19 protein-coding genes and 2 tRNA genes are annotated in these 23,267 nt (G+C 57.3%); 13 read left to right on the forward strand and 8 right to left on the reverse strand.

Annotated features, from left to right (window positions below; genetic code table 11):
* Positions 1-32: 32 nt before the first annotated feature.
* From UN63_RS14105 to UN63_RS14115, 3 genes are all read left to right on the forward strand, one after another.
* Positions 33-108 (forward strand) — tRNA-Asn (locus UN63_RS14105).
* Between the two features lie 28 nt (positions 109-136).
* Positions 137-212 (forward strand) — tRNA-Asn (locus UN63_RS14110).
* A gap of 109 nt (positions 213-321) precedes the next feature.
* Positions 322-2,136, forward strand: a complete 1,815-nt coding sequence (locus UN63_RS14115; RefSeq protein WP_104487674.1) for an EAL domain-containing protein — start codon at positions 322-324, stop codon at positions 2,134-2,136.
* Here the strand turns inward: UN63_RS14115 and UN63_RS14120 are convergent.
* A complete protein-coding gene (locus tag UN63_RS14120; protein ID WP_104487707.1) occupies positions 2,117-2,611 on the reverse strand; it encodes a hypothetical protein in 495 nt (164 codons plus the stop codon). The genes UN63_RS14115 and UN63_RS14120 overlap by 20 nt on opposite strands.
* Before the next feature lie 146 nt (positions 2,612-2,757).
* On the opposite strand from UN63_RS14120, the gene UN63_RS14125 reads away from it, so the two are divergent.
* Positions 2,758-3,150 carry a MerR family transcriptional regulator gene (locus UN63_RS14125; protein WP_104487676.1) on the forward strand — a complete coding sequence of 131 codons (393 nt, stop codon included), beginning with the start codon at positions 2,758-2,760 and terminating at the stop codon, positions 3,148-3,150.
* Between the two features lie 38 nt (positions 3,151-3,188).
* Here the strand turns inward: UN63_RS14125 and aroA are convergent, their stop codons facing one another.
* The 4 genes from aroA to gyrA form a co-directional block, all read right to left on the reverse strand.
* Positions 3,189-4,475 (reverse strand): 3-phosphoshikimate 1-carboxyvinyltransferase, encoded by a 1,287-nt coding sequence (aroA, locus tag UN63_RS14130; protein ID WP_104487679.1) that lies wholly within the window; start codon positions 4,473-4,475, stop codon positions 3,189-3,191.
* 249 nt (positions 4,476-4,724) lie between these two features.
* Positions 4,725-5,825 carry a histidinol-phosphate transaminase gene (hisC, locus tag UN63_RS14135; RefSeq protein WP_219821180.1) on the reverse strand — a complete coding sequence of 367 codons (1,101 nt, stop codon included), beginning with the start codon at positions 5,823-5,825 and terminating at the stop codon, positions 4,725-4,727.
* A 419-nt stretch (positions 5,826-6,244) separates the two neighbouring features.
* Positions 6,245-7,330: a 3-phosphoserine/phosphohydroxythreonine transaminase gene (serC, locus tag UN63_RS14140; RefSeq protein ID WP_104487682.1), complete on the reverse strand. Its 1,086-nt coding sequence runs from the start codon at positions 7,328-7,330 to the stop codon at positions 6,245-6,247.
* A 184-nt stretch (positions 7,331-7,514) separates the two neighbouring features.
* On the reverse strand, positions 7,515-10,298 hold the full coding sequence (gyrA, locus tag UN63_RS14145; RefSeq protein ID WP_104487684.1) for a DNA topoisomerase (ATP-hydrolyzing) subunit A: 2,784 nt from the start codon (positions 10,296-10,298) through the stop codon (positions 7,515-7,517).
* Positions 10,299-10,457: 159 nt separating this feature from the next.
* Here gyrA and ubiG point away from each other — a divergent pair, with 159 nt between their 5' ends.
* The 5 genes from ubiG to yfaE all read left to right on the forward strand — a co-directional run bounded on the left by ubiG (position 10,458) and on the right by yfaE (position 16,228).
* The gene (ubiG, locus tag UN63_RS14150; RefSeq protein ID WP_104487686.1) at positions 10,458-11,156 is read left to right on the forward strand and encodes a bifunctional 2-polyprenyl-6-hydroxyphenol methylase/3-demethylubiquinol 3-O-methyltransferase UbiG; all 699 of its coding nucleotides are present in this window, start codon (positions 10,458-10,460) and stop codon (positions 11,154-11,156) included.
* 3 nt (positions 11,157-11,159) lie between these two features.
* Positions 11,160-11,837 carry an HAD family hydrolase gene (locus UN63_RS14155; protein ID WP_104487687.1) on the forward strand — a complete coding sequence of 226 codons (678 nt, stop codon included), beginning with the start codon at positions 11,160-11,162 and terminating at the stop codon, positions 11,835-11,837.
* Positions 11,838-12,181: 344 nt separating this feature from the next.
* On the forward strand, positions 12,182-14,458 hold the full coding sequence (gene nrdA / locus UN63_RS14160; RefSeq protein ID WP_104487690.1) for a class 1a ribonucleoside-diphosphate reductase subunit alpha: 2,277 nt from the start codon (positions 12,182-12,184) through the stop codon (positions 14,456-14,458).
* 367 nt (positions 14,459-14,825) lie between these two features.
* The gene (nrdB, locus tag UN63_RS14165; RefSeq protein WP_104487692.1) at positions 14,826-15,959 is read left to right on the forward strand and encodes a class Ia ribonucleoside-diphosphate reductase subunit beta; all 1,134 of its coding nucleotides are present in this window, start codon (positions 14,826-14,828) and stop codon (positions 15,957-15,959) included.
* Positions 15,956-16,228, forward strand: a complete 273-nt coding sequence (gene yfaE, locus UN63_RS14170; RefSeq protein ID WP_104487694.1) for a class I ribonucleotide reductase maintenance protein YfaE — start codon at positions 15,956-15,958, stop codon at positions 16,226-16,228. The genes nrdB and yfaE overlap by 4 nt, the downstream gene beginning before the upstream one ends.
* Positions 16,229-16,340: 112 nt before the next feature.
* Here the strand turns inward: yfaE and UN63_RS14175 are convergent, their stop codons facing one another.
* From UN63_RS14175 to UN63_RS14185, 3 genes are all read right to left on the reverse strand, one after another.
* A complete protein-coding gene (locus tag UN63_RS14175; protein ID WP_229793594.1) occupies positions 16,341-16,706 on the reverse strand; it encodes a DUF4112 domain-containing protein in 366 nt (121 codons plus the stop codon).
* A gap of 31 nt (positions 16,707-16,737) precedes the next feature.
* Complete coding sequence (locus tag UN63_RS14180) at positions 16,738-16,896, reverse strand: YqaE/Pmp3 family membrane protein (RefSeq protein ID WP_104487697.1); 159 nt, start codon at positions 16,894-16,896, stop codon at positions 16,738-16,740.
* Between the two features lie 77 nt (positions 16,897-16,973).
* Positions 16,974-17,234, reverse strand: coding sequence for a DUF1496 domain-containing protein (locus UN63_RS14185; RefSeq protein WP_104487699.1), 261 nt, complete (start codon positions 17,232-17,234; stop codon positions 16,974-16,976).
* A gap of 990 nt (positions 17,235-18,224) precedes the next feature.
* Between UN63_RS14185 and UN63_RS14190 the strand changes: the two genes are divergently transcribed.
* The 4 genes from UN63_RS14190 to UN63_RS14205 form a co-directional block, all read left to right on the forward strand.
* Positions 18,225-19,628: a mechanosensitive ion channel family protein gene (locus UN63_RS14190; RefSeq protein ID WP_104487701.1), complete on the forward strand. Its 1,404-nt coding sequence runs from the start codon at positions 18,225-18,227 to the stop codon at positions 19,626-19,628.
* A gap of 714 nt (positions 19,629-20,342) precedes the next feature.
* Positions 20,343-21,032 (forward strand): YihY/virulence factor BrkB family protein, encoded by a 690-nt coding sequence (locus UN63_RS14195; protein WP_181068257.1) that lies wholly within the window; start codon positions 20,343-20,345, stop codon positions 21,030-21,032.
* A 44-nt stretch (positions 21,033-21,076) separates the two neighbouring features.
* Entirely contained in the window at positions 21,077-22,405 is a 1,329-nt protein-coding gene (locus UN63_RS14200; protein ID WP_104487705.1) for a DUF2254 domain-containing protein, read from the forward strand.
* 505 nt (positions 22,406-22,910) lie between these two features.
* A partial coding sequence (locus UN63_RS14205; protein WP_219821181.1) for a hypothetical protein occupies positions 22,911-23,267 on the forward strand: 357 nt, incomplete at its 3' end.

A 23,267-nucleotide genomic window follows, 5' to 3' on the forward strand; every position in this document is an offset into this window, starting at 1 on the left:
AGCCAATTTTCAGGTAAAGAGTTAAAAGTTGTTCCCCCTTAGTTCAGTTGGTAGAACGCCGGACTGTTAATCCGTATGTCGCTGGTTCAAGTCCAGCAGGGGGAGCCAATTTCCAGGTAATAGAGTTAAAAGTTGTTCCCCCTTAGTTCAGTTGGTAGAACGCCGGACTGTTAATCCGTATGTCGCTGGTTCAAGTCCAGCAGGGGGAGCCATTTTACTTGTCATTTCAATGATGCTGGCTCATGATACATCCCTGAGCATCGGCTCTTCAAGCTGTTCCCATATCTACCCTGATGCCCCGTTTTCATAAGGATAATGACTATGCGGGAAACTCGTCCCTTTGGTCAGGCTCTGCTACTGTCAGGCTTTATTATTATCTTGTTAAGCGCCCTGCTACCCTGGTGGGCCAGCTATCGTGCCCTGCAATATCAGGAACAGCAGATCGATGCGCGTCTGACGCACCTTGTCACCGATCACAACCCTGGTTCCCTCTTGCCCGGCGTGTCCGAAATGTCCACAGAACAACCTTTGGCTGCCAGTAACCCTGCCTGGTGGTTTGGTCAGATGGCCGCCAATCATCAACGGGTAATTGGCCAGACCACTGTGTTTTATCGGCTCGATACCAAGCAGGCAACGATGCAATGGCTGCTGCTGTCTGTCCCCCTGACGTTGACCTCCCTGCTTATCTTTACCGCACTGCATCAACGCAGACGGAAAGATGAGGAAACGAAGAAACACTATTTCAAGTCTCTGCTGCTCGATCCCGACCTGAGTCATCTCGGTGGCAGTGATCCGGTCGAACAGGGAATCATCGGCCTGCATCAGAGTTACAGCAGCCAGATAGAAGACCTGCAGCAACAACTGGGTGTCGCACAACAGCAAAGCTATCAGGACAGCCTGACCAACCTAGGCAACCGCTATGCCTTTCGTCGTGATCTCGATCTGATGCTGAACGATGAAAACAAACTGGCCACCGCCACCCTGATGATAGTCCGCGCCAGCACCTTGCAGATTATTAATACTCAACGCGGATTTCAGGCGGGTGATCAATACCTGCAGGATATCGTCAGACTGGTGCGTAAAGCCATTCTGCCTGAACTGGGTGCCAGAGCCTACCGTATCAGTGGTACCGATATCGCCGTACTGGTCAAAGGACAATGTGAACCGCTGGCCGAGCGCCTCGGCATTCAATTGAACCAGGAGCTGTATCATTATCAGCATATACACGAACTGGATTGTGCCGCCTATATCGGCTTCACCCAACTGCTGCCGGGTCAACTCTCGGAACAGGTATTGATCAGAGCCGACCTGGCGCTGGCCCACTCCCAGGGCAGCGAGCCCAATGCCTGGAGTGTGGTGCTGAAGCACGATGATGAAGATATGGGTGAAAGCCAGTGGCGTCAACGGCTGCAAAGCATGCTGGCCGAAGACAAGATTCTGTTGCAGGTACAGCCCGCCCAAATCCGCAAACAGAGCATATCCGGCTATAACGAAATCTTCGCCCGTTTTCCTAATGAAAACGGCGGCACCTACCCGGCCGCCACCGTATTTGCCATGCTGCAGCGGCTTAACATGTCGATGCTGTTTGAGCAGAAGATCATCGAGATGATTCTGCAGCAGATCGAACGCAAGGCACTACCCGGCCAGCGCTGGGCTATCAACCTCACGCCCGCCAGCCTGCAGCAGAATTCGTTTTTAATCTGGCTGGAGCGGGTATTGTTGCGCAACAGAGAGGTAACCGCCAGCCTGGTGTTCGAGCTGGACGAGCAGGTGCTGCAACACCAACGGGTAACCGGTAAACGATTGCTGGACATGATCCGTCGATGTGGCGCCCGCTCGGCGGTCAGCCGGTTCGGCCATGGCTATGGCTCTTTTCGCCTGTTGAGAGAGGTGAAACCCGACTATATCAAACTAGACGGTCAGCTGGTAAGACAGCTGGAAGCAGACAGCACCAGCCAGCAGTTTGTGCGCATGGTCGTCGACCTGGCGCAACGCATGGGCTGCCATGTTATTGCCGAAGGGGTAGAAACGGTAGAACAAAAACAGGTAGTGGAGTCCATGCATATCGATGGTATCCAGGGCTATCTGGTGGCAAAACCCGGTGATTTCAGCACCTTCAAGGTGCAGGCGATTTAAATCGGATCAGTTGATTGATGAGCTCGCCCAGATGACGATAACGCTTGAGCTCGTCCGGGTTGTAGCGCGTCGACATGGTCGCCGGGCTGTGGCGGTGTTTAAGATAACGCATGATCTGCAGACGATTGAAACCACCTACCTGATAAACCAGGTCCAGCAGTGTTTTGACTTGTTCCGAGTCCAGCCCGCAGAGTTCGGCATACCCGGATTCGAGCGGACTGTGAATACTCACATCAACCTGGCTAAGGCTCCCCTCCTCCTGCAGATATTCCAGCCATTGCTCTACATACATCGGCTTGGTACCCGCCAACAACTCGAAAAAGCCCTTGCCGGAACGACAGCCTGATAACAGCAACACCGCAAGCGAATCGCTGTTGCAGCTAAACCCGACCTCGCCCTGCTCACTCCAGTCGAGTGCCTGGATACGAATTTCAGCCTGCCCGCCCCGTACATCTTGCACCTTGAAAATAAACACACCGCCTCCACTGTCGTCACAAACATCCATCTTGGCGTAATCTCCACCACGAGTCAAAAGTCAGGCTTCACAGCCCCCGCATATGAGTGTAAGGTCTGCCCCTTATCTGTCATCCCCCGTTAATAGTAAAGCAAGGAGTCATCGTCATGCCCAATAAGGAAGTGACCTATAATATTTCTGAATTGGCCGACGAGTTCGATATTACGCCCCGTACCCTGCGCCACTATGAAGAACTGGGGCTACTGACCCCAAGACGCAAAGGCAACTCGCGCATATACAGCCACAAGGACAGGATAAGGCTGGCACTCACCATTCGCGGTAAACGACTGGGTTTCAGCCTGGCAGAAATGCGGGAGCTGTTCGAGCTCTACGATGCCGAGCACCGTTCCCGCCCCCAGCTGCACTCCATGGTCGCCATGATTGCAGAAAAACGTGCCAGCCTGCGGCAGCAGCAGGAAGACATAGAAAAGGTGCTCGCCGAGCTGGACGCCGCCGATATCAAGGCCCGGGAAACCCTGGAAAAAATGAAGCACCACTAAAAAGATAAAAGGCCCGCACTTGGCGGGCCTTCTTGATGTTACTCGCTCAGACTGATACTGGCCAGCTTGTCGAAGTAATCGGGAAAGGTCTTGGAAGTACACTTGGGATCCAGGATCACCACAGGCGTATCACTCAGAGCCACCAGCGAGAAACACATGGCGATACGATGATCGTTATAGGTGGCAATCTCGGCCTCCTGCAACTGAGCCGCCGGTGTCACCACCAGATAGTCTTCCCCTTCTTCCACCTCGACGCCCAGCTTGGCCAGTTCGGTCGCCATGGCGTAAAGCCGGTCGGTTTCCTTCACCCGCCAGTTATAGATATTGCGAATGCGGGTCGTGCCCTTGGCAAACAGCGCCGTAGTCGCGATGGTCATGGCCGCATCGGGAATATGGTTCATGTCCATGTCCACCGCCTGCAGAGGCCCCACATGCTCGGCTTCGATAAAATCGTCACCCCAGGTAATTTTGGCACCCATGGCTTCCAGCACCTCGGCAAAACGAATATCGCCCTGAATGCTGTCGCGACCGATACCGGTCACCCGCACCTTGCCCTTGATGGCGCCGGCCGCCAGAAAGTAAGAGGCGGATGACGCATCGCCTTCCACCAGAAAGTCGCCCGGCGACACATAGGTCTGATTACCTTTGACATAGAAGGTCTGGTAATTGTCATGCTCAAGCTCGACGCCGAATTGATGCATGATGTGCAGCGTAATGTCGATATAGGGCTTGGATACCAGCTCGCCCTTGATATGGATGCGGGTATCACCAGACGCCATGGGCGCAGCCATCAAAAAAGCGGTCAGAAACTGGCTGGACACGGAGCCGTCGATATAAACATCGCCGCCCCACAGGCCTTTGCCATTGATAAACACCGGGGGATAACCGTCGGTCTTGAGGTAGCTGATATCCGCCCCGGCTTCTCGCAGGGCCTCCACCAGATGACCGATGGGCCGTTCCCACATGCGTGGCTCGCCGGTCAGGGTAAATTCACCCGTGCCCAGGCAGAGTGCCGCGCACAACGGTCGCATGGCGGTACCGGCATTCCCCAGAAACAGTGACACCGGCTCATTGGCACTGAAAGCGCGGCCCAGGCCGTGCACCACACACTCGGTTTTGTCTTCCGACAGCTCATACTGTACACCCAGGGTCTTGAGCGCATCCAGCATGTAACGGATGTCGTCACTGTCGAGCAGATTGGTCAGGCGAGTCGTGCCCTGAGCCTGAGCGGCAAGCAGTAGCGCCCGGTTGGACACTGACTTGGAGCCGGGCAGATTCACGGTGCCCTCCACCCGGGCAATAGGAGATAATTTAAGGCTTTCCATATGATTCCTGGAGATACGGGGTAAACAAAAACTGAGGCTGACTAGACGTTAACAGGGCTGATGCATCAGGGCAAGCTTACTACTGCCTCTTGGTGAAGTCCGAAGCGTAAGGGGTGAGAAGTCAGGCCTGTTATCGCCTTTTCTGGCCCAGTTTTCACGGGGAGATCCCACAGCCGATAATGAGATCTCCCGAATAAATTCGGCCCGACAAGAGAGGGGATTACTCCCCGCTTGCGGCTGGCCGATTTTTTAGCCCAGGACCTTTGCCAGCGCGTCCATGCAGCGCTGGTTTTCCTGCTCCAGCCCGATGCTGATGCGCAGGCAGGTCGGCAGGCCATAACCGGCGATAGGCCGTACTATAACCCCTTCGCGCAACAGTGCCTCGAACACGGGCGCCGCATCACGCTGCAAGTCCAGGGTGATGAAGTTACCGCGAGAAGGCACATAACGCAGGCCTTGCTGCTGGAAGAAGGCTTCGTAACGGGCCATCTCGCGCCGGTTCAAATCAACCGCCTCGGACAGGTAAGCCTCGTCACCCAGGGCCGCTTCCGCCGCCGCCAGCGCCAGGCTGTTGCAGTTGAAGGGCTCCCGCACCCGATTCAGTACGCCAATCAGCTCCGGGTTAGCCACCATGTAACCGACACGCAGACCCGCCAGACCATAGGCCTTGGAGAAGGTACGAGACACGATAAGGTTGGGGTATTGCGCCAACCAGTCGATGGACGGATGTCGCTCATCTTCATCCACATACTCGGTATAGGCCTCGTCCAACACCACCAGTACCTGCTCCGGCACCTTGGCCAGAAAAGCTTCCAGCTCGGCTCTGGTCAAGAAGGTGCCGGTCGGATTATTGGGGTTGGTAATACACACCAGCTTGGTCTGCTCGGTAATGGCCGCCGCCATGGCGTCCAGATCATGACCGAAGTCCTTGGCCGGCACCTCTACCGCCTTGGCACCATGGGCCTGAGTGGCCATGGCATACACGATAAATGTGTACTGGGAAAACACCACCTGCTGACCGGACGAAACGAAGGTGTGATACACCAGGTCAATCAACTCGTTGGAGCCGTTACCCAGGATCAGCTGGTCGGTATTGACCCCCAGCTTGGCGGCCAGCGCCGACTTCAGGGCAAAGCCGTTGGCGTCCGGGTAACGCGCCAGCTCCGGCAGTGCCTGCTCGATGGCGGCTTTGGCCTTGGGTCCCAATCCCATGGGGTTTTCGTTGGACGCCAGCTTGACGCTGTTACTGATGCCGAGCTCACGCTCCAGCTCTTCCACCGGCTTACCCGGCTGATAAGGGTGTAACTTCTCTACCCCGGCATTGGCCAGGGCCAGATAATCAATACTCACAGTGACTCCTTTGAATTCTTCTCTATCAAGCGCGACGACAATAGCGTGAACTTCGAGCTAACCGGAGACGGTAGCAAGAGGCAACAGAGTTGCCTCCCCCGACACGCTTCAAGCACATCCATGTGACGCTCAGCACATGACATCCCTGTCATGTGACGGTCGGCTGAGGCAATCCCTGCTGCCTCTTCCATGATGAGGAGTTGTCCGTTGGTGGTGCCGCCAGACGACTCCGCTGCAGAAGGAGGGCAAAGGGTGTCTGCTCCGCCGACCTTCTGTTTCAGGGATGAAACAGATAGCCCCCAGGGAGGGTTTACGGCGTGTCGGCGGAGTGAGCCCTTTGTCCGATTGACTACTGTATCCAAGCCAACAAGAACTTGTGATCAGGTAGCATGCTTAAAGCTTATGGCTTACAGCTGTGTTCAACCGTGCTGTTTGGCGAACTTGTCCATGAAAGCCACCAGCGCCTGTACCCCTTCGATGGGCATGGCGTTATACAGGCTGGCACGCATGCCACCCACGATGCGGTGGCCCTTCAGCGCCAGCAACCCTTCAGCCTTGGCTTCCTTGAGGAAGGCCTCGTTCAGGCTGTCGTCTTTCAACTGGAACGGAATGTTCATCCAGGAACGGGTTTCTGGGTGCACATTGTTGCTGTAAAAATCGCTGGTATCCACGTAGTTGTACAGCAGCTCGGCCTTGGCCTTGTTGCGCTCACCCATGGCTTCCAGACCGCCCTGGCGCTTCAGCCACTGGAACACCAGCCCGGCCAGATACCAGCCGTAGGTCGGCGGGGTATTGAGCATGGAGTCGGCCTTGGCCATGGCCGCGTAGTCCATGATGGCCGGGGTATGCGGACAAGCCTGCTTGAGCAGGTCTTCGCGCACTATCACCACAGCCAGACCGGACGGGCCGATGTTTTTCTGGGCACCGGCATAGATGAGACCGAATTTGCTGACATCGATGGGGCGAGACAGAATGGTGGAAGACATGTCCGCGATCAGCGGCACCTCACCGGTTTCGGGCACGAAGTGATATTCGATGCCTTCAACGGTTTCATTCGGGCAATAGTGTACGTAGGCGGCGGTCGGGTCGAGATCCCAGCGCTCAGCCAGCGCACGAGGGCCGTTGTCGGTGGCTTCAAAGCCGTCCAGCACCCGTACCTTGCCCACTTTTTCTGCTTCCGCCACGGCAGATTTGGACCACTGACCAGTTACTATGTAATCGGCTTTGGCATTCTGTCCCATCAGGTTCAGCGCCACGGCGGCAAACTGACCGCGACCGCCGCCCTGCAGAAACAGCACCTTGTAATTATCCGGCACCTGCATCAAGTCACGCAGGTCCTGCTCGGCCTGGGCCGCGACCGCCATATAGTCCGCGCCGCGGTGACTGAGTTCCATCACCGACACACCCAGACCATTAAAATCGCGAAACTCGGCCTGAGCCTGCTGCATGACCTCAACCGGCAACATGGCCGGACCCGCGCTGAAGTTATAAACCATCTTCTCCATTTTCCCTGAGTTACCTATACGCTAAATAATCGATAAAACGGCCGCATGACGCCGGCACCCTGTATTATCACCACGACTACATCGTTTTTACACGTCCAGACGGCCAAGTCAAAGTGATTTTGTATATTGAATCGCAGTTGAACAAAAGGGGCCGCTGGGGCCCCTTGTTATCAACACACGTTATTTACACTTCACTGTCCGGGTCTTGTTGCTCGTCGTCCCCGTCAACGTCGGCTTGAGCGTCAGATTGGGCGTCGTTCTGCTCGTCAGCCAGGGTATCGATGTCATGCTCGCCCTCACCGTCAATCAGCTCGTCGTCTTCTTCGGGCTCTTCGATACGTTGTAGACCCACCACCTGCTCGTCTTCTCCGGTACGGATCAAACGCACGCCGGCGGTGTTACGGCTGATCAGGCTCACTTCCAGCACCCGGGTGCGCACCAGAATACCGCCGTTGGTGATCAGCATGATCTCGTTGCTGTCATCCACCTGAATGGCGCCGACTACCGGGCCGTTACGATCGCTGACCTTGATCGAGACCACACCCAGAGTGCCACGACTCTTGGTCGGGTATTCTTCCAGTGAGGTACGCTTGCCATAACCATTGGCAGTCACTGTCAGAATGGGACCTTCACCGCGCGGAATGATCAGTGACACTACCTTGTCATCCCCCGCCAGGCGAATGCCTCGCACACCGGAGGCGGTACGACCCATGGGACGTACGCCCTTGAAGGTGCCCTTGCTTTCTGCGGCTTCGGTTTCTGACCCTTCGCCTTCTTCTATACCGGTATCTATACCAGTTTCGTCCTGCTCGTCGTGGCTTTCCACGTCGGCATGGCCGCTACCTTCGGCGAAACGCACTACCTTGCCCGCATCGGAGAACAGCATGATCTCGTTGCTGCCGTCGGTGATATCGACACCGATCAACTCATCGCCTTCGCGCAGGTTGATGGCGCGAATGCCGGACGCCAGCGGACGGCTGAAGGCCGACAGGCTGGTTTTCTTCACGGTGCCGTCGGCGGTGGCGAAGAAGACGTATTTATCGTCGCTATATTCCTGAACCGGCAGGATGGCGGTAATACGCTCTGCTTCACTCAGCGGCAACAGGTTGACAATGGGTCGGCCGCGGGCGGCACGACTGGCCTCCGGCAACTGATAGACCTTGAGCCAGTACACCTTGCCGGCGGTCGAGAAGCACAGAATGGTGTCGTGGGTATTGGCCACCAGCAGACGTTCGACGAAGTCTTCCTGCTTCATCTTGGTCGCCGACTTGCCACGGCCACCGCGACGCTGGGCTTCATAATCGGTCAGCGGCTGATATTTCACGTAGCCCTGATGGGACAGGGTCACCACCACGTCTTCCTGAGTGATCAGGTCTTCGATGTTGATCTCGGCGCTGGAGGCGGTGATCTCGGTACGACGGGCGTCGCCGAACTGTACCTTGACCGCTTCCAGTTCTTCCCGGATCACTTCCATCAAGCGCTCGGGGTTATTCAGGATATACAGCAGCTCGGCAATCAGGGTGAGCAGGTTCTGATATTCCTCGAGAATTTTCTCGTGCTCGAGACCGGTCAGGCGGTGCAGGCGCAGGTCCAGAATGGCCTGGGCCTGTTGCTCGGTCAGGTAATAAACACCCTCGCGAATGCCGAATTCGGGCTCTAGCCACTCGGGACGGGCGGCATCGTCACCGGCGCTCTCCAGCATGCTGGCCACGTTACCCAATTCCCAACCCTGACCGACCAGTCCAGCCTTGGCTTCGGCCGGGGTCGGCGAACGGCGAATAAGCTCGATGATAGGATCGATATTGGCCAGGGCAATCGCCAGACCTTCCAGGATGTGGGCCCGGTCCCGCGCCTTGCGCAGTTCAAACACGGTACGGCGGGTCACCACCTCACGACGGTGCTGAATAAAGCAGCTCAGCATGTCCTTCAGGTTGAAGATGCGCGGCTGATTGTTATCCAGCGCCACCATGTTGATGCCGAACACGTTCTGCATCTGGGTCTGTGAATAGAGGTTATTAAGAATAACCTCACCCACTTCGCCTCGGCGCACTTCAATCACGATGCGCATGCCGTCCTTGTCGGACTCATCGCGCAAGGCACTGATGCCCTCGATGCGTTTTTCCTTGACCAGCTCGGCGATTTTCTCGATGAGCCGCGCCTTGTTCACCTGATACGGCAGCTCGGACACGATAATGGTTTCGCGACCGGTCTTCTCGTCGGTCTGCACTTCGGCCAGGGCACGCACATAAATCTTGCCGCGACCGGTACGGTACGCATCGATGATGCCGGATTTGCCATTGATGATGCCGCCGGTAGGAAAGTCCGGCCCCGGGATCAGCTCGATCAGCTGATCGATGGTGATGTGTTCATCTTCAATCAGCGCCAGACAGCCGTCCACCACCTCATTCAGGTTATGCGGCGGAATATTGGTGGCCATGCCCACGGCAATACCGGAAGAACCGTTTACCAGCAGGTTTGGTACCTTGGTCGGCATGACCGCCGGTATCATCTCGGTGCCATCGTAGTTGGGCACCCAGTCGACGGTTTCCTTATCCAGGTCGGCCAGCAGTTCGTGGGCGATCTTGTCCATGCGCACTTCGGTATAACGCATGGCGGCGGCGGAATCACCGTCCACCGAGCCGAAGTTGCCCTGGCCGTCGACCAGGGTATAACGCATGGAAAAATCCTGTGCCATACGCACTATGGTGTCGTATACGGCACTGTCGCCGTGCGGGTGATATTTACCTATTACATCACCTACCACACGGGCCGATTTCTTGTAGGGCTTGTTCCAGTCGTTGCCGAGCTCGTTCATGGCGAACAGCACGCGGCGATGTACCGGTTTCAAACCATCTCGAACATCGGGAAGCGCCCGCCCCACGATCACGCTCATGGCGTAATCCAGGTAAGAGCGTTTCAGCTCTTCCTCGATGTTTATCGGCATGATTTCTCGGGCCAGATCGGTCATAGAAAGCCTTGTCCCCAGTTTATTGTTGATATCGCAATAAAAAACGCATCATTCTACCATACAAATGCGTGCAGGGAGCAGTCATGCTGGCAGCGAAAACCGACTGGGCTATAATGGCCGCTCTGCACATTAATCTGACCATCGTTTAAGGCGTTGCCCGTGAATGTAGACCAACAGGAAATCGACAAATTCGAGGCCATGGCCTCCCAGTGGTGGGATCTGGAAGGCAACTTCAAGCCTCTGCACCGGCTTAACCCGCTGCGCCTGAACTGGATTGCCGACAAGGCCGAGGGTCTGTTCGGCAAACAGATCATCGATATTGGCTGTGGCGGCGGTATTCTCAGCGAAAGCATGGCCCGGGAAGGCGCCGAGGTGACCGGTGTCGACATGGGGCAGGAGCCACTGGCCGTGGCCCGGCTGCACGCACTGGAAATGGGCGTGAGCGTCAGCTACCGCCAGAGCACCGCCGAACAAGTGGCCGCCGAACACGCGGGCCAGTTTGATGTGGTCACCTGCATGGAGATGCTGGAACACGTGCCCGAGCCCGGCTCCGTGGTGCAGGCCTGTGCCGACCTCGCCAAACCCGGCGCCACCCTGGTGTTTTCCACCATCAACCGCAATCCCAAAGCCTGGCTGATGATGATCGCCGCGGCCGAGCACCTGTTCAAAATGGTGCCCAAGGGAACCCACGATCACCGCAAGTTCATCACCCCCGCCGAGCTGTGCCGCTACATCGAGCAGGCAGGTCTGGTGGTCAGGGACATCAGCGGCGTTGTCTATCAGCCGCTATCCGGCAACTTCAAGCTCAGCCGGGATGCGGACGTCAACTACATGGTGCATGCCATCAAACCGGAGTAAGCCATGACCTTTCAAGCGGTGCTGTTCGATCTGGATGGAACCCTGCTGGACACGGCCGGCGACATGGGGGCCGCCGCCAACCATGTGATAGAGAGCCTGGGCTTGCCGGCCCTGACCGAGGCGGTGTTGCAATGCACCACCTCGGACGGCTCCTATGCCCTGCTCAAAGCCGGTATTCACCCGGAATTGATCGAGCATCACGGGCTGGAGCAGCTGCGTCGGCAGATGCTGCTCTTTTATGGTGACAACCTCTGCCACCATACCCGCCCCTATGACGGCGTACCGGCACTGCTTGACTGGCTGAACCTGAGCCATATTCCCTGGGGCGTGGTGACCAACAAGCCCGCCGCCCTCACCGATCCGCTGCTGGCCGGGCTGGCGCTGTTTCGCCACTGCGGCGTGACCGTCAGCGCCGATACCCTGCCCCAGAAAAAACCCCACCCGGCACCCCTGCTGTTTGCCGCCGAACAACTGTCGGTGCAGCCGGAACGCTGTGTCTACATCGGCGACCACAGACGCGATATCGATGCGGGGCGGGCCGCCGGCATGACTACTGTGGCGGCGACCTGGGGATATATCTCCGCCGGCGAAGACCCGAACAGCTGGCAGGCGGATCATCAACACGGCACGGTTTTCGCGTTGGCCGACTGGCTGAAAGACACATTCGACGCCAAGCGATGAAAGATCCGGCGGGATCTCCAATACCCCTTTTTTGCAAGCCAAATATTTTTAAAAATGTTTCCTGCCGGCCATAAAATAACCAGACTTTTGCCAGCGCCAGACTCCCAAAGGGATAGACGTTAGTAAGTACAAACCTTTGCCGCAAGATCACAGATTATCCACAAGCTTTACCGGCTTCCGCCGGCTTGAGAATTGTGAGCTAACCCACTATATTGTGCCCACTATCACATAAGACAACTAGATGTTGTGCTTCTTCCGGCCATCAACCACACTATGTAGGGTACTGATGACACGGGATGTTTTTGCCGAAGTAGACGCAACACCACTGGGAGAAGGTCCGTTTCATGAATAAACATCTGCTGGTTACTAAACGTTCTGGCGCCAAGGAGCACCTCGATCTGGACAAGATCCATCGTGTGATCACCTGGGCCGCCGAAGGGCTGGACAATGTCTCCGTCTCCCAGGTGGAGCTGCGGTCACACATCCAGTTCTACGATGGTATCCGCACCGAAGATATTCACGAGACCATCATCAAGGCCGCCGCCGATCTGATTTCCGAGCAAACCCCGGATTATCAGTATCTGGCCGCCCGCCTCGCCGTGTTCCATCTGCGCAAGAAGGCCTATGGCCAGTTCGAGCCGCCCCGTTTTTATGATCATATTGCTCGCCTCACCGAGATGGGCAAGTACGACCAGCACATTCTGGCCGATTACAGCCGCGACGAACTCGACGCCCTGGACGCGCACTTGGATCACGACCGAGACCTGACCTTTTCCTATGCAGCGGTCAAGCAGCTCGAAGGAAAATACCTGGTGCAAAACCGGGTGACTGGCGAGATTTACGAAAGTCCCCAGTTCCTCTATATGCTGGTGGCCGCCTGTCTGTTCTCCAAGTATCCGAAAGATACCCGGCTGAGCTTTGTTACCCGCTTCTATGATGCGGTGTCCCAGTTCAAGGTGTCTTTGCCCACGCCCATCATGTCCGGCGTGCGTACCCCGACCCGCCAGTTCAGCTCCTGTGTACTGATCGAGTGCGGCGACAGCCTGGACTCAATCAATGCCACCTCCGGCGCCATCGTGCGCTATGTGTCCCAGCGTGCCGGTATCGGCATCAACGCCGGTCGCATCCGTGCCCTGGGCAGCCCCATCCGTGGCGGTGAGGCTTTCCACACTGGCTGTATCCCCTTCTACAAACACTTCCAGACCGCGGTTAAATGCTGCTCTCAGGGCGGTGTACGTGGTGGTGCCGCTACCCTGTTCTACCCCATGTGGCACCTGGAAGTGGAATCACTGCTGGTACTGAAGAACAACCGCGGAGTGGAAGAAAACCGCGTTCGTCACATGGACTACGGCGTGCAGATCAACCGCTTGATGTATCAGCGCCTGATCCAGGGTGGCGACATCACCCTGTTCTCGCCCTCTGACGTGCCCGGCCTGTATGACGCCTTCTTCGAAGATCAGGCAAAGTTTGAAGAGTTGTACGTCAAGTACGAGCAGGACAGCAGCATCCGCAAACGCACCCTCAAGGCGCTGGAGCTGTTCTCGCTGATGATGCAGGAACGTGCCGGCACCGGCCGTATCTACATTCAGAACGTGGATCACTGCAACACCCACAGCCCCTTCGACCCGGCGGTGGCGCCGGTGCGCCAGAGCAACCTGTGTCTGGAAATCGCCCTGCCCACCAAGCCGATGATGGACATCAACGACGAGAACGGCGAAATTGCGCTGTGTACCCTGTCGGCCTTCAACCTGGGCGCCATCAGCGACCTGAGTGAACTGGAAGAGCTGGCCGAACTGGCGGTACGTGCGCTGGACGCCCTGCTCGACTACCAGGACTACCCGCTGCTGGCAGCCCAGAAAGGCTCCATGAACCGTCGTACTCTGGGCATTGGCGTCATCAACTACGCCTATTACCTGGCCAAAAACGGCGTCAGATATTCCGACGGCAGCGCCCTCGGTCTGACCCACAAGACCTTCGAAGCCATTCAGTACTACCTGCTGAAGGCCTCGGTCAAGCTGGCGAAAGAATTCGGCCCCTGCCCGGCCTTTAACGAGACCACCTATTCCCAGGGCGTTCTGCCGATCGATACCTATAAAAAGGATCTGGACAAGCTCTGCCAGGAGCCGCTGCACCTGGACTGGGAAAGCCTGCGCGAAGAAATCAAGACCGTTGGTCTGCGTAACAGCACCCTGACCGCGCTGATGCCGTCAGAGACCTCCAGCCAGATTTCCAACGCCACCAACGGCATAGAGCCGCCCCGTGGTCTGGTGTCGGTCAAGGCATCCAAAGACGGTATCCTCAAGCAGGTGGTACCGGAATACGCCGAGCTGAAGAACCAGTACGAGCTGCTGTGGCAGATGCCGTCCAACGACGGTTACCTGCAGCTGGTGGGCGTAATGCAGAAGTTTGTGGATCAGGCCATTTCCGCCAACACCAACTACGATCCTGCCCGCTTCGAGGGTGGCCGGGTGCCGATGAAGCAGCTGTTGAAAGACTTGCTCACCGCCTATAAATTCGGCCTCAAGACCCTGTATTACCATAACACCCGTGACGGTGCCGCAGACGCCCAGAACGATATGCAGGAAGATGACGGCTGTGCCGGCGGCGCCTGCAAAATTTAAATGATGATGGCGGGGTAACGCCCGCTCTGATTGGTTAAGAGGATCACCAGTCAGCAGGCAGACAACTCCGATTCCTTAAAGAGGATAAGGGAACGACTCTACCGACCGTGACATGCCAGGGATGGCATGTCCGAGCACCCAGGGGGCGAGCTTGCTCGCCGTGACGAGGCGTTTCAACCCAACCGAACATCCAGTGAATGTTCGCAGTGGGTTGAAACATCGAGTGTCATGTCCTCATGGCGTGTCGGTGGAGTTGGCCCTTTGGCCGATTTACTCGGATTTAGCAACAACGCTATCAGCACAGTGTCACCTCAGCTGACTTGGTACCAGGGGTCAATCCCCTACCCTTATGCGCGGAATAATAGAAATGTCTTATACCACTTTCAGTCAAATTCAGAACGACCATATGAAAGAGCCCATGTTCCTCGGTAATCCGGTGAACGTGGCCCGTTATGATCTGCAAAAATACGATATCTTCGAAAAACTGATCGAGAAGCAGCTGTCTTTCTTCTGGCGTCCGGAAGAAGTGGATGTGTCTCAGGATCGCATCGACTACCAGGCCCTGCCGGATCATGAAAAGCATATTTTCATCAGCAACCTGAAGTATCAGACCCTGCTCGACTCCATTCAGGGGCGCAGCCCCAACGTCGCCCTGTTACCGCTGGTGTCAATTCCCGAGCTGGAAACCTGGATTGAAACCTGGGCCTTTTCCGAGACCATTCACTCGCGTTCCTACACCCACATCATCCGCAACATCGTCAATAACCCGGCAACCGTGTTCGACGATATCGTGGCCAACGAGCAGATCCTCAAGCGGGCCGGTGACATTGCCGGCTACTACGACCAGCTTATCGAATACACCAACCTCTACCATCTGTTTGGTGAAGGTGAGCACGAGCTCAAAGGTCAGCCGGTCAGCATCAGCCGTTATGAGCTGAAGAAAAAACTCTACCTGTGCCTGATGAGCGTGAATGCGCTGGAAGCCATTCGCTTCTACGTCAGCTTCGCCTGCTCCTTCGCCTTCGCCGAGCGCGAGCTGATGGAAGGCAACGCCAAAATCATCAAGCTGATCGCCCGCGACGAAGCCCTGCACCTGACCGGTACCCAGCATATGCTCAATATTCTGCGCAGCGGTGATGACGATCCGGAGATGGCGCAAATAGCCAAAGAGTGCGAGCAGCAGTGCTTCGAGCTGTTCCGTGATGCGGCGATTCAGGAAAAGGAATGGGCCCAATACCTGTTCAAGGACGGCTCCATGATCGGCCTGAACAAGGACATTCTGTGCCAGTACGTGGAATACATCACCAACCTGCGCATGCAGGCGGTGGGCCTGTCCCCGGCATTTGACGGTGCCAAGCAGAACCCGATTCCCTGGATCAACGCCTGGCTGTCGTCCGACAACGTGCAGGTGGCCCCGCAAGAAGTAGAAGTCAGCTCGTACCTGGTCGGTCAGATTGACTCTCATGTCAGCCACGACGACCTCGGTGACTTCGAGCTGTGAGCCGCGTCTGCACCCGAGCGCTGAATTTTGAACTTCGGGCAGGAGAAACCCTGCTCGAAGGGCTGGAGCGCACCGGTCATGCGGTGGAATATCAGTGCCGCAGTGGTTACTGCGGCTCTTGCCGAACGACCCTGCTCGAGGGCTCGGTCAGCTACCAGCAAACCCCGCTGGCCTTCGTGACCGCCGGCGACATCCTGCCCTGCTGCTGTCGGCCACAGGGCGATGTCATCCTGGATCTGGACGCCGAACCGGTAAAGAAACAGGCTTAAGTAAACTCTTCACACTGCTCTTATCACCACTTTGGCTTAATCCCGTCTCCATGTACTGGAGACCAAAGGGTCGACTTGTGCAGGCAACAGTCCGCACCAAAAAACCAACTCGTTAGCCATTCTTATGCCGAAGATAATCCGTCATCAGGCGAACGTTGCGTCGGTTGGCCTTGAAGGCAAAATCGAACAGATCGCCGAAGATGGGGATGATACCAATCACCAGCTCCAGCAACACATTCAACCCCATGCGGGCCAGCACTCGGGCTGGCAGCTTCATGCGCGCGGCTTCCAGAATGATATAAGACGATAAGCCGGCGGCGGCCAGATCGCCCAGGCCGGGTACCAAGCCTATGATGCCGTCCAGCCCTATTCTGAAGCCGCCGGGCAAGCGGATGGCGCTGTCCAGCAACCAGGCGAAGCGATCCAGCCGCCTCATGGTGGCCGAATGCTTGCCCGCCTGGCCATCGGCAGCGCTCATGCTGCGGCGCCTGCTACGTTTATCAACACGCTCATTTTTTGGCGATGACCCACACCGCATGGACGATCCCGGGAATATAACCCAACAAGGTCAGCAGAATGTTGATCCAGAAATGCTTGCCGATACCTACTTGCAGAAACACGCCCAGCGGCGGCAACAAGATAGCGATGATGATGCGAATAAAGTCCATGATGGGCTCCTGATGATAACGAGTATGACAACGTTAGCAGACAGCCGAGCCGGCGGCTATCTGGAGGCAAGAGCTGGTCAGCGCTTGTCATTTGACTCCAATGGGAACGGGTGCCAGCTCAGGCGCCCATTCTGCTCGAAAGATTGCTCCCGCTCACAGACAAACAACTGCTTGCCCATTTCAATCACAGACCCCCTCGAATAACGCCGGTCTTCATAGAAGCATACCGGATCCAGACCGGAGGTGACATTCAGCTCCACCGGTGGCCGGGTACTGGTGCTATTGGCGGCCGCCATGGCCGACAGACAGAATGAGCCCCAAACAAGACCCTTCAACATGACACATATCCTCTTTACCGAAGTGCAGGAGTTGAAAGAAGCATCATTCCCAGTAAGCGGATCATAAATGGCTTGCTGCACCCCTCCGGCAATTGTACCGATCGGATCAATTATCTTATCGGTAATCGTCAGAAGCCGGTGCCACATGCAACGAACCCACTCCCCTACGACGAAGGGCGCAAGGCATTTCAGGACAGATTCCTTGCATCGTGACGGCGTTCTGAATGCGCAGTCCTTGGCGTGACTTCAGGTGCGGCAGCCAAGACTTGACCTTACAGGCTCTGTCCGACCGGCAAATTTCGACCGATGTAGGTCGTTCAGAGTTGCAATTAGAGTGGACATTGTGATGCACCCCACCGACTCTTCTGCTTACCCCGGGGCGGGCGAAAACCTGAAATTCTGGCCCCCAGGCCGCTCCCGAGCGGCGTCAGTTTTCCAGCTTTTCAGGTTTTCAGTTTCCCAGGGCGTTGTGGGGCGAAATTCTGCTCAGTCCGTCGCCCCCAGAATCGCCATCGCCTCCGCGTGCTCCATCATGTACTCCCGCAGCAAGTGGAAATGACGGCCTGTCGAAACTGGTCGAATATTAACCACTCCCGATCAGCGGTTGACCCTCGATACGATAACTAACGCCTTATTTTGATCTTATTGCAGCGTGAATAAGGTGGTCACTCGATGTACTGTACGGGCCGCCTTATTGGTTAAATATCGACCAGTCACAATATTGGGCCTTTTCAGGCTTACAATTAAGACTTCAGCGTTGGCGCGCGGAGATGGAGACATTTGTGATGACTTGGAGCTTAATGCCATTTAAAAGAATGAACTAAACATCTATCACCTCCTCGACTCGGGCGAAGCCACAAACCGCGGTTTGCGTCGGCGCGTGTTGAACCTATGCTAGGACGGTGGTCGCCCTGCAAGGTGGTATGTGCAAAACCGGACTATCGGTGATGAGGCGGATTGGACAATCGCCGCTCACAGGAGCAAATACGAATGCCAGGAAGCCAACGACCCGGAATTGAATTGCCCACGATGCTGCTGTGGATGCTGCGCGCCGCAGGATTCGTCATACTGCTGTTCGCCTGTACGGCGCCTACCTTGGCGCAAGATGTCACCCCGGCTGCGCCGCGGCAGCCCGTGACTGTCGTTCCCGAAGCAAGCGATGCAAAGATTGCGAGCCGCTTGCAACGCATCCTGAAATCGACCGGATGGTTCGATGTAGCGCACGTCTCAGTGCATGACGGGGTCGTATTTCTCGACGGCACGACTGGTACTCAGGAACATCGGGCCTGGGCCGGAACTCTCGCCGAAAACATGCAAGGTACAGTCGCCGTCGTCAACCGGATCGAGTCCGGTGCCGATGTCGGCTCTACCTTTGAGCGCGCAGGCGAAGAATTCACAAGTTTCTACCGGCAGATGCTCAGGGTCTGGCCGCTGGTGGCGCTCGCCGGCCTCGTCATCCTGGCCACATGGCTGACCGCCAGGCTGGTAGCGCTGGCGGTTCGGCTGATATTCGCAGGCCGCATCGAGTCACCGCTGCTGCTGTCGGTTGTGGCGCGGGCATTTGCAGTTCCAGTCTTCCTGCTAGGCATCTATTTCGTGCTGCAATTTTCAGGGTTGACGCGGCTGGCCCTCACGGTGCTTGGCGGCACCGGGCTGATCGGCGTTATCATCGGCTTCGGACTGCGCGACATTACCGAGAATTTTCTGGCGAGCATCCTGCTAAGCATGCGCAACCCCTTCCACAGCGACGACCTGATCGATGTCGCCGGGCACACAGGTGTGGTGCAGAACCTGAATTTCCGCAGCACCGTTCTGCTCACGCTTGACGGCAATCAGGTGCAGATCCCCAATTCTACCGTCTACAAGAGCATCATCAAGAATTACAGCAGCATTCCGAGCCGCCGCGCCGAGTTCACGGTCGGCATCGGTTACGATTCCTCGGCCGCCAAGACGCAGACCCTAATCGCAAAAGTGTTGCAGGAGCATCCTGCCGTCCTCGATACGCCAGAGCCGCTAGTTCTAGTGGAGGAGTTGGGCCCGGCAACGGTGGATTTGCGCGTCTATTACTGGTTCGATAGCAACACTTACTCGCCTAACAAAATCAATTCGGCCTTGCTGCGCCAGACCAAGAACGCGCTACTCAAGGCCGGCATCGAACTTCCGGATTCCGCGCGCGAAGTGATTTTCCCCAAGGGCGTTCCCGTTGTCCAGATGACGAATTCCACACAAGTTAGGCGTGAATCCGAAAACGACGCTGGGCGGGCTCCCGCAGCAGACGAGAATAGCGATACGACGCCCAGTGAAGGCAACTTGTCAAATGAAACTGTAGAGATGCGGGAACAACAATCCAAAGGCAACCTGCCGGAAACCCAGGAAAACCTGCTCAAGAAATAGCGTGCTCGATCCGCGCGCTTCTTGTGCTCTGGAAGCACTGGATTTATCGCCGCAGCTCGTCGAGCGAGTGCATAAACTTTACGAGGAACTGGGGCGTGAGGGCGTTCGGGCTGTCCAGGAATCGGAGGATCGCGAGCTAGCAGCCTGTCGGGGTTAGCACTGATCTACTGCGGAAACGCCGATTTTGGTTATTCTTTGTACTATTTTTTCGTTAAATAGAACCACTATTCGCCTCAAAAGAGCCCAAAAACTGCCATTCCCTCGCTACGATCGGTCAAGTCCGACAGGCTGCTAGAGACTGCCGACGTAGAAACCAAAAAATAGTCCGGAATCTTTACAGCGGCTTTGCTGACCGAAAGGAACAATATGAAAATCAATTTTCAAGACTTCCAAGTGTCGCCTGGAGAAGAGTTCAAACTCAGCGAACGCCGGACGAAGGTGAACGTGTTTCTTCAAGTCGAAGACACACTTTCACAAACGGCTCGATGAGAGCTGGCGGCTGGACAAATAAGGTCGAACCGATGCGAAAGCGATTGCTCAGCGTTAAGCAGTCAACCGCGTGGCGGGTTCTCTGCCGCGCTTACGCACGCTGGGTGGAAGCGGATGGCAACGAGGGCGCCGCCGCCTTTGCCTATTACCTGCTGCTGTCATTCCTGCCTCTGGTCATCCTGCTGGTGACCGCCGGTTCGCTGTTCGCTGTTCGTCGAGCGCGACGTGGCGACGCAGGCGGTCGTGCAGTGGGTCAATCATTACATACCGCTGACCGGTGAACAGGAACACTCCGCCGTGACGGCCATTGGCGGCATGCTGGCGGCCCGCGGCCAGATCAGTCTGGCGGCGATTCCATTATTGCTGTGGAGCGCGCTGCAATTGCTGGGCATGTTGATCCGGACCACGAACCGCCTCTGGCATTCGCCGACTTACAATTGGTGGAAGTTGCCGTTGAAAAGCCTTGCCCTGCTCGGCATCACGGTGAGCGCCGTGTTGATCGGCATTTTGCTGCCCGGGATGGCACGGATGTTCCGGGAATGGCTCACCACCCGGCTCGGATTTCCCGGTTGGATGTTCACCATGATTTTCCAGCTCATTCCGTGGCTGGTTTTGTTCTACGGGCTGATCATGATTTACCGGCTGGCCCCCAGCCGGGCCACCCGATTTTCCGAAGTCTGGCTCGGCGCGCTGGCCGCGACGCTCTTGATCTCGATTGGCGAATGGCTGTTTCTGCTTTACGGGATCCACTTCACGAGCTTCAACGCCCTCTACGGCGCCTTGGGCGGCATCATGGCGTTTCTGCTGTGGATTTATCTCTCAAGCTGCGTCTGCGTGTTCGGCGTCTGTTTTTGCGCGGCGCTGGCGGAGGTCCGGGCGAAAGCCGATGGTTCGTTGCAACCAACCGGTGGGTGAGAAACTTCGCACTTTAACTGGCCAACAAAGGTGAATGTTAATTTATGAACAAGCTCAAACAGTTCTGGAGCAACCTGCTGGGCAGCTTTTGGTTCTTGCCCTCGCTGATCGTGGCGGGCAGCCTTGCGGTCGCGGTGGCCTTGATTCAAGTGGACACCGCCGGCGGTCAACAGTGGATGTCCCGCTGGCCGCTTCTGTTTGGCTCCAGCGCGTCGGGCGCACGCGGGGTGTTGTCCACGATCGCCGGCTCGATGATGACCGTGTTGGGCGTCACGTTTTCGATGTTGTTGGTGACGCTGGCGCTGGCCTCCAGCCAATACACCTCCCGCATCCTGCGGAACTTCATGCGCGACCGCGTCACGCAAGTTGTGCTCGGCATTTTCGCCGGCGTTTTCATTTATTGTCTGATCGTGCTGCGCACCATTCGCGGCACGGACGCGGCGGGATCCATTCCGAGCCTGGCCGTGACTTTTGGCGTCGTGCTGGCGATCAGCGGCATCGGCGCGCTCATCTTCTTCATTCATCACATCGCCGCTTCGATCCAGGCATCGAGCATCATTGCCTCGGTGGCCGAAAAAACCCTGGTGGCCATTGACTGGCTTTTCCCGCAGAAATTTGGCGAAACGCCGGTGGACGACGATGAGGATCAGTCACCTCTCCCGTTGCCGGAACGGAACTGGCAGGCCGTCCCGGCCCGGGTAAATGGCTACATCCAAAGCGTGGATAACGCGGCGCTCCTGCGCCTGGCACGGGAGCATCAGACCATCGTGCGGATGGAACACGGCATCGGCGAGTTTGTGGTTCAAAACACCACGCTCGCCTCGCTGGCGCTAGAGGCTCCGCCGGAACCGGAACTCATCGCCGCGTTGCAGGCGGCCTACAGCATCCACCGCCTTCGCACGGTGGAAGAGGATGCCGCCTTTGGCATCCGCCAGATCGTGGACATGGCGTTGCGCGCCCTCTCGCCCGGCATCAACGACACCACGACGGCTGTGATGTGCGTGGATTATCTGACGGCGATTCTGGCGCGGCTGGCTTCTCGAAACATCCCTTCGTCGCATCGCTATGAGGAAGGGGAACTGAGATTGATCACCATCGGGCCGACCTTTGCCGGCCTGGTGGGCGAATCATTCGATCAAATCCGAGGCAGCGCCGGGGGCAATCTCGGCGTGATGCTGCGGATGCTCGGCGCGCTGCAAACCATCGGCAGTCTCACGACCAACCCGAGCCGGCGACGCGCGCTGTGTGAAGAAGCGCAATGGATCGCCGAATTGGCCGACCGCACCATCGAGTCGCCGCACGATCGGGAGCGGTTTGAGAGCCGCCTGGCGAATGTGCGCGAAGCGCTCGGCGGCGACGGGAAGCCCACATGACTCCCCGCTATGTCCGACACCCAGGCCCAGGCGAGCGCCACGATGGCGCAGCCCAGCAGCACCAAGCCGCCGGAGGCCTGCCGTTGTGCGAACAGCTGGAACGGCCGCACCACGCGTTCCCCTGCGCGCTCGACCTGCGTCCGGCCCAACATCTCTTCCTCATACGCCAGACCGCCTGGATTCATGGTCGGTGGGACCCGTGCGCCGTGTCCGTGCACCGGCTTCTCGGCGTACGGGGCGGGAGGGTCGCGTGCGTGGGAATCATCCGTTCTGATTGTCGCGATCCGTGCCTGCTGCACCGTGCGCTGCCGCACAGACGAGGTCACTCAAGCCGGTCAGACTGTACGCTTGCCCTGGACGACTGCTGGTTGCGGGCCTGGTCAAGAACCATGTGGCATGCCGATGTCGCTGCAGAGATTGCCAGTGTGCTACCGGTGTAACCAGTCCATGCGGAGTCGAACCCGTCCCCGCCCGCCGGGCCAGAGGCATCACAAGAGGAAGCAACATGAAGACCACACCCGACACACTCACCCCCGCCAGCCTGGCCGAACTCGCGTCGTTCCAGGGGCGGCCCTGCCTGTCGCTCTACCAGCCGACCCATCGACGCCATCCAGACAACCAGCAAGACCCAATCCGGTTCCGCCATCTGGTGAAGGCGATGGAGACATCGCTGCGACAGCAACACGCGGCCGATGCCGTCCAGGCCCTGGTCGAGCCGTTTGAGGCCGTGGCGCAGGACCACGACTTCTGGAACCACACGCTGGACGGCCTGGCCGTGCTGAGCGCACCGGGCCTGTTCCGCGTGTTCCTGCTGCAGAGACCGGTGACCGAGTTGGCCGTGGTGGCCGACAGCTTCCACACC

Origin of the sequence: Oceanisphaera arctica (assembly GCF_002936955.1) — a bacterium.
Classification (GTDB): Bacteria; Pseudomonadota; Gammaproteobacteria; order Enterobacterales; family Aeromonadaceae; genus Oceanimonas; species Oceanimonas arctica.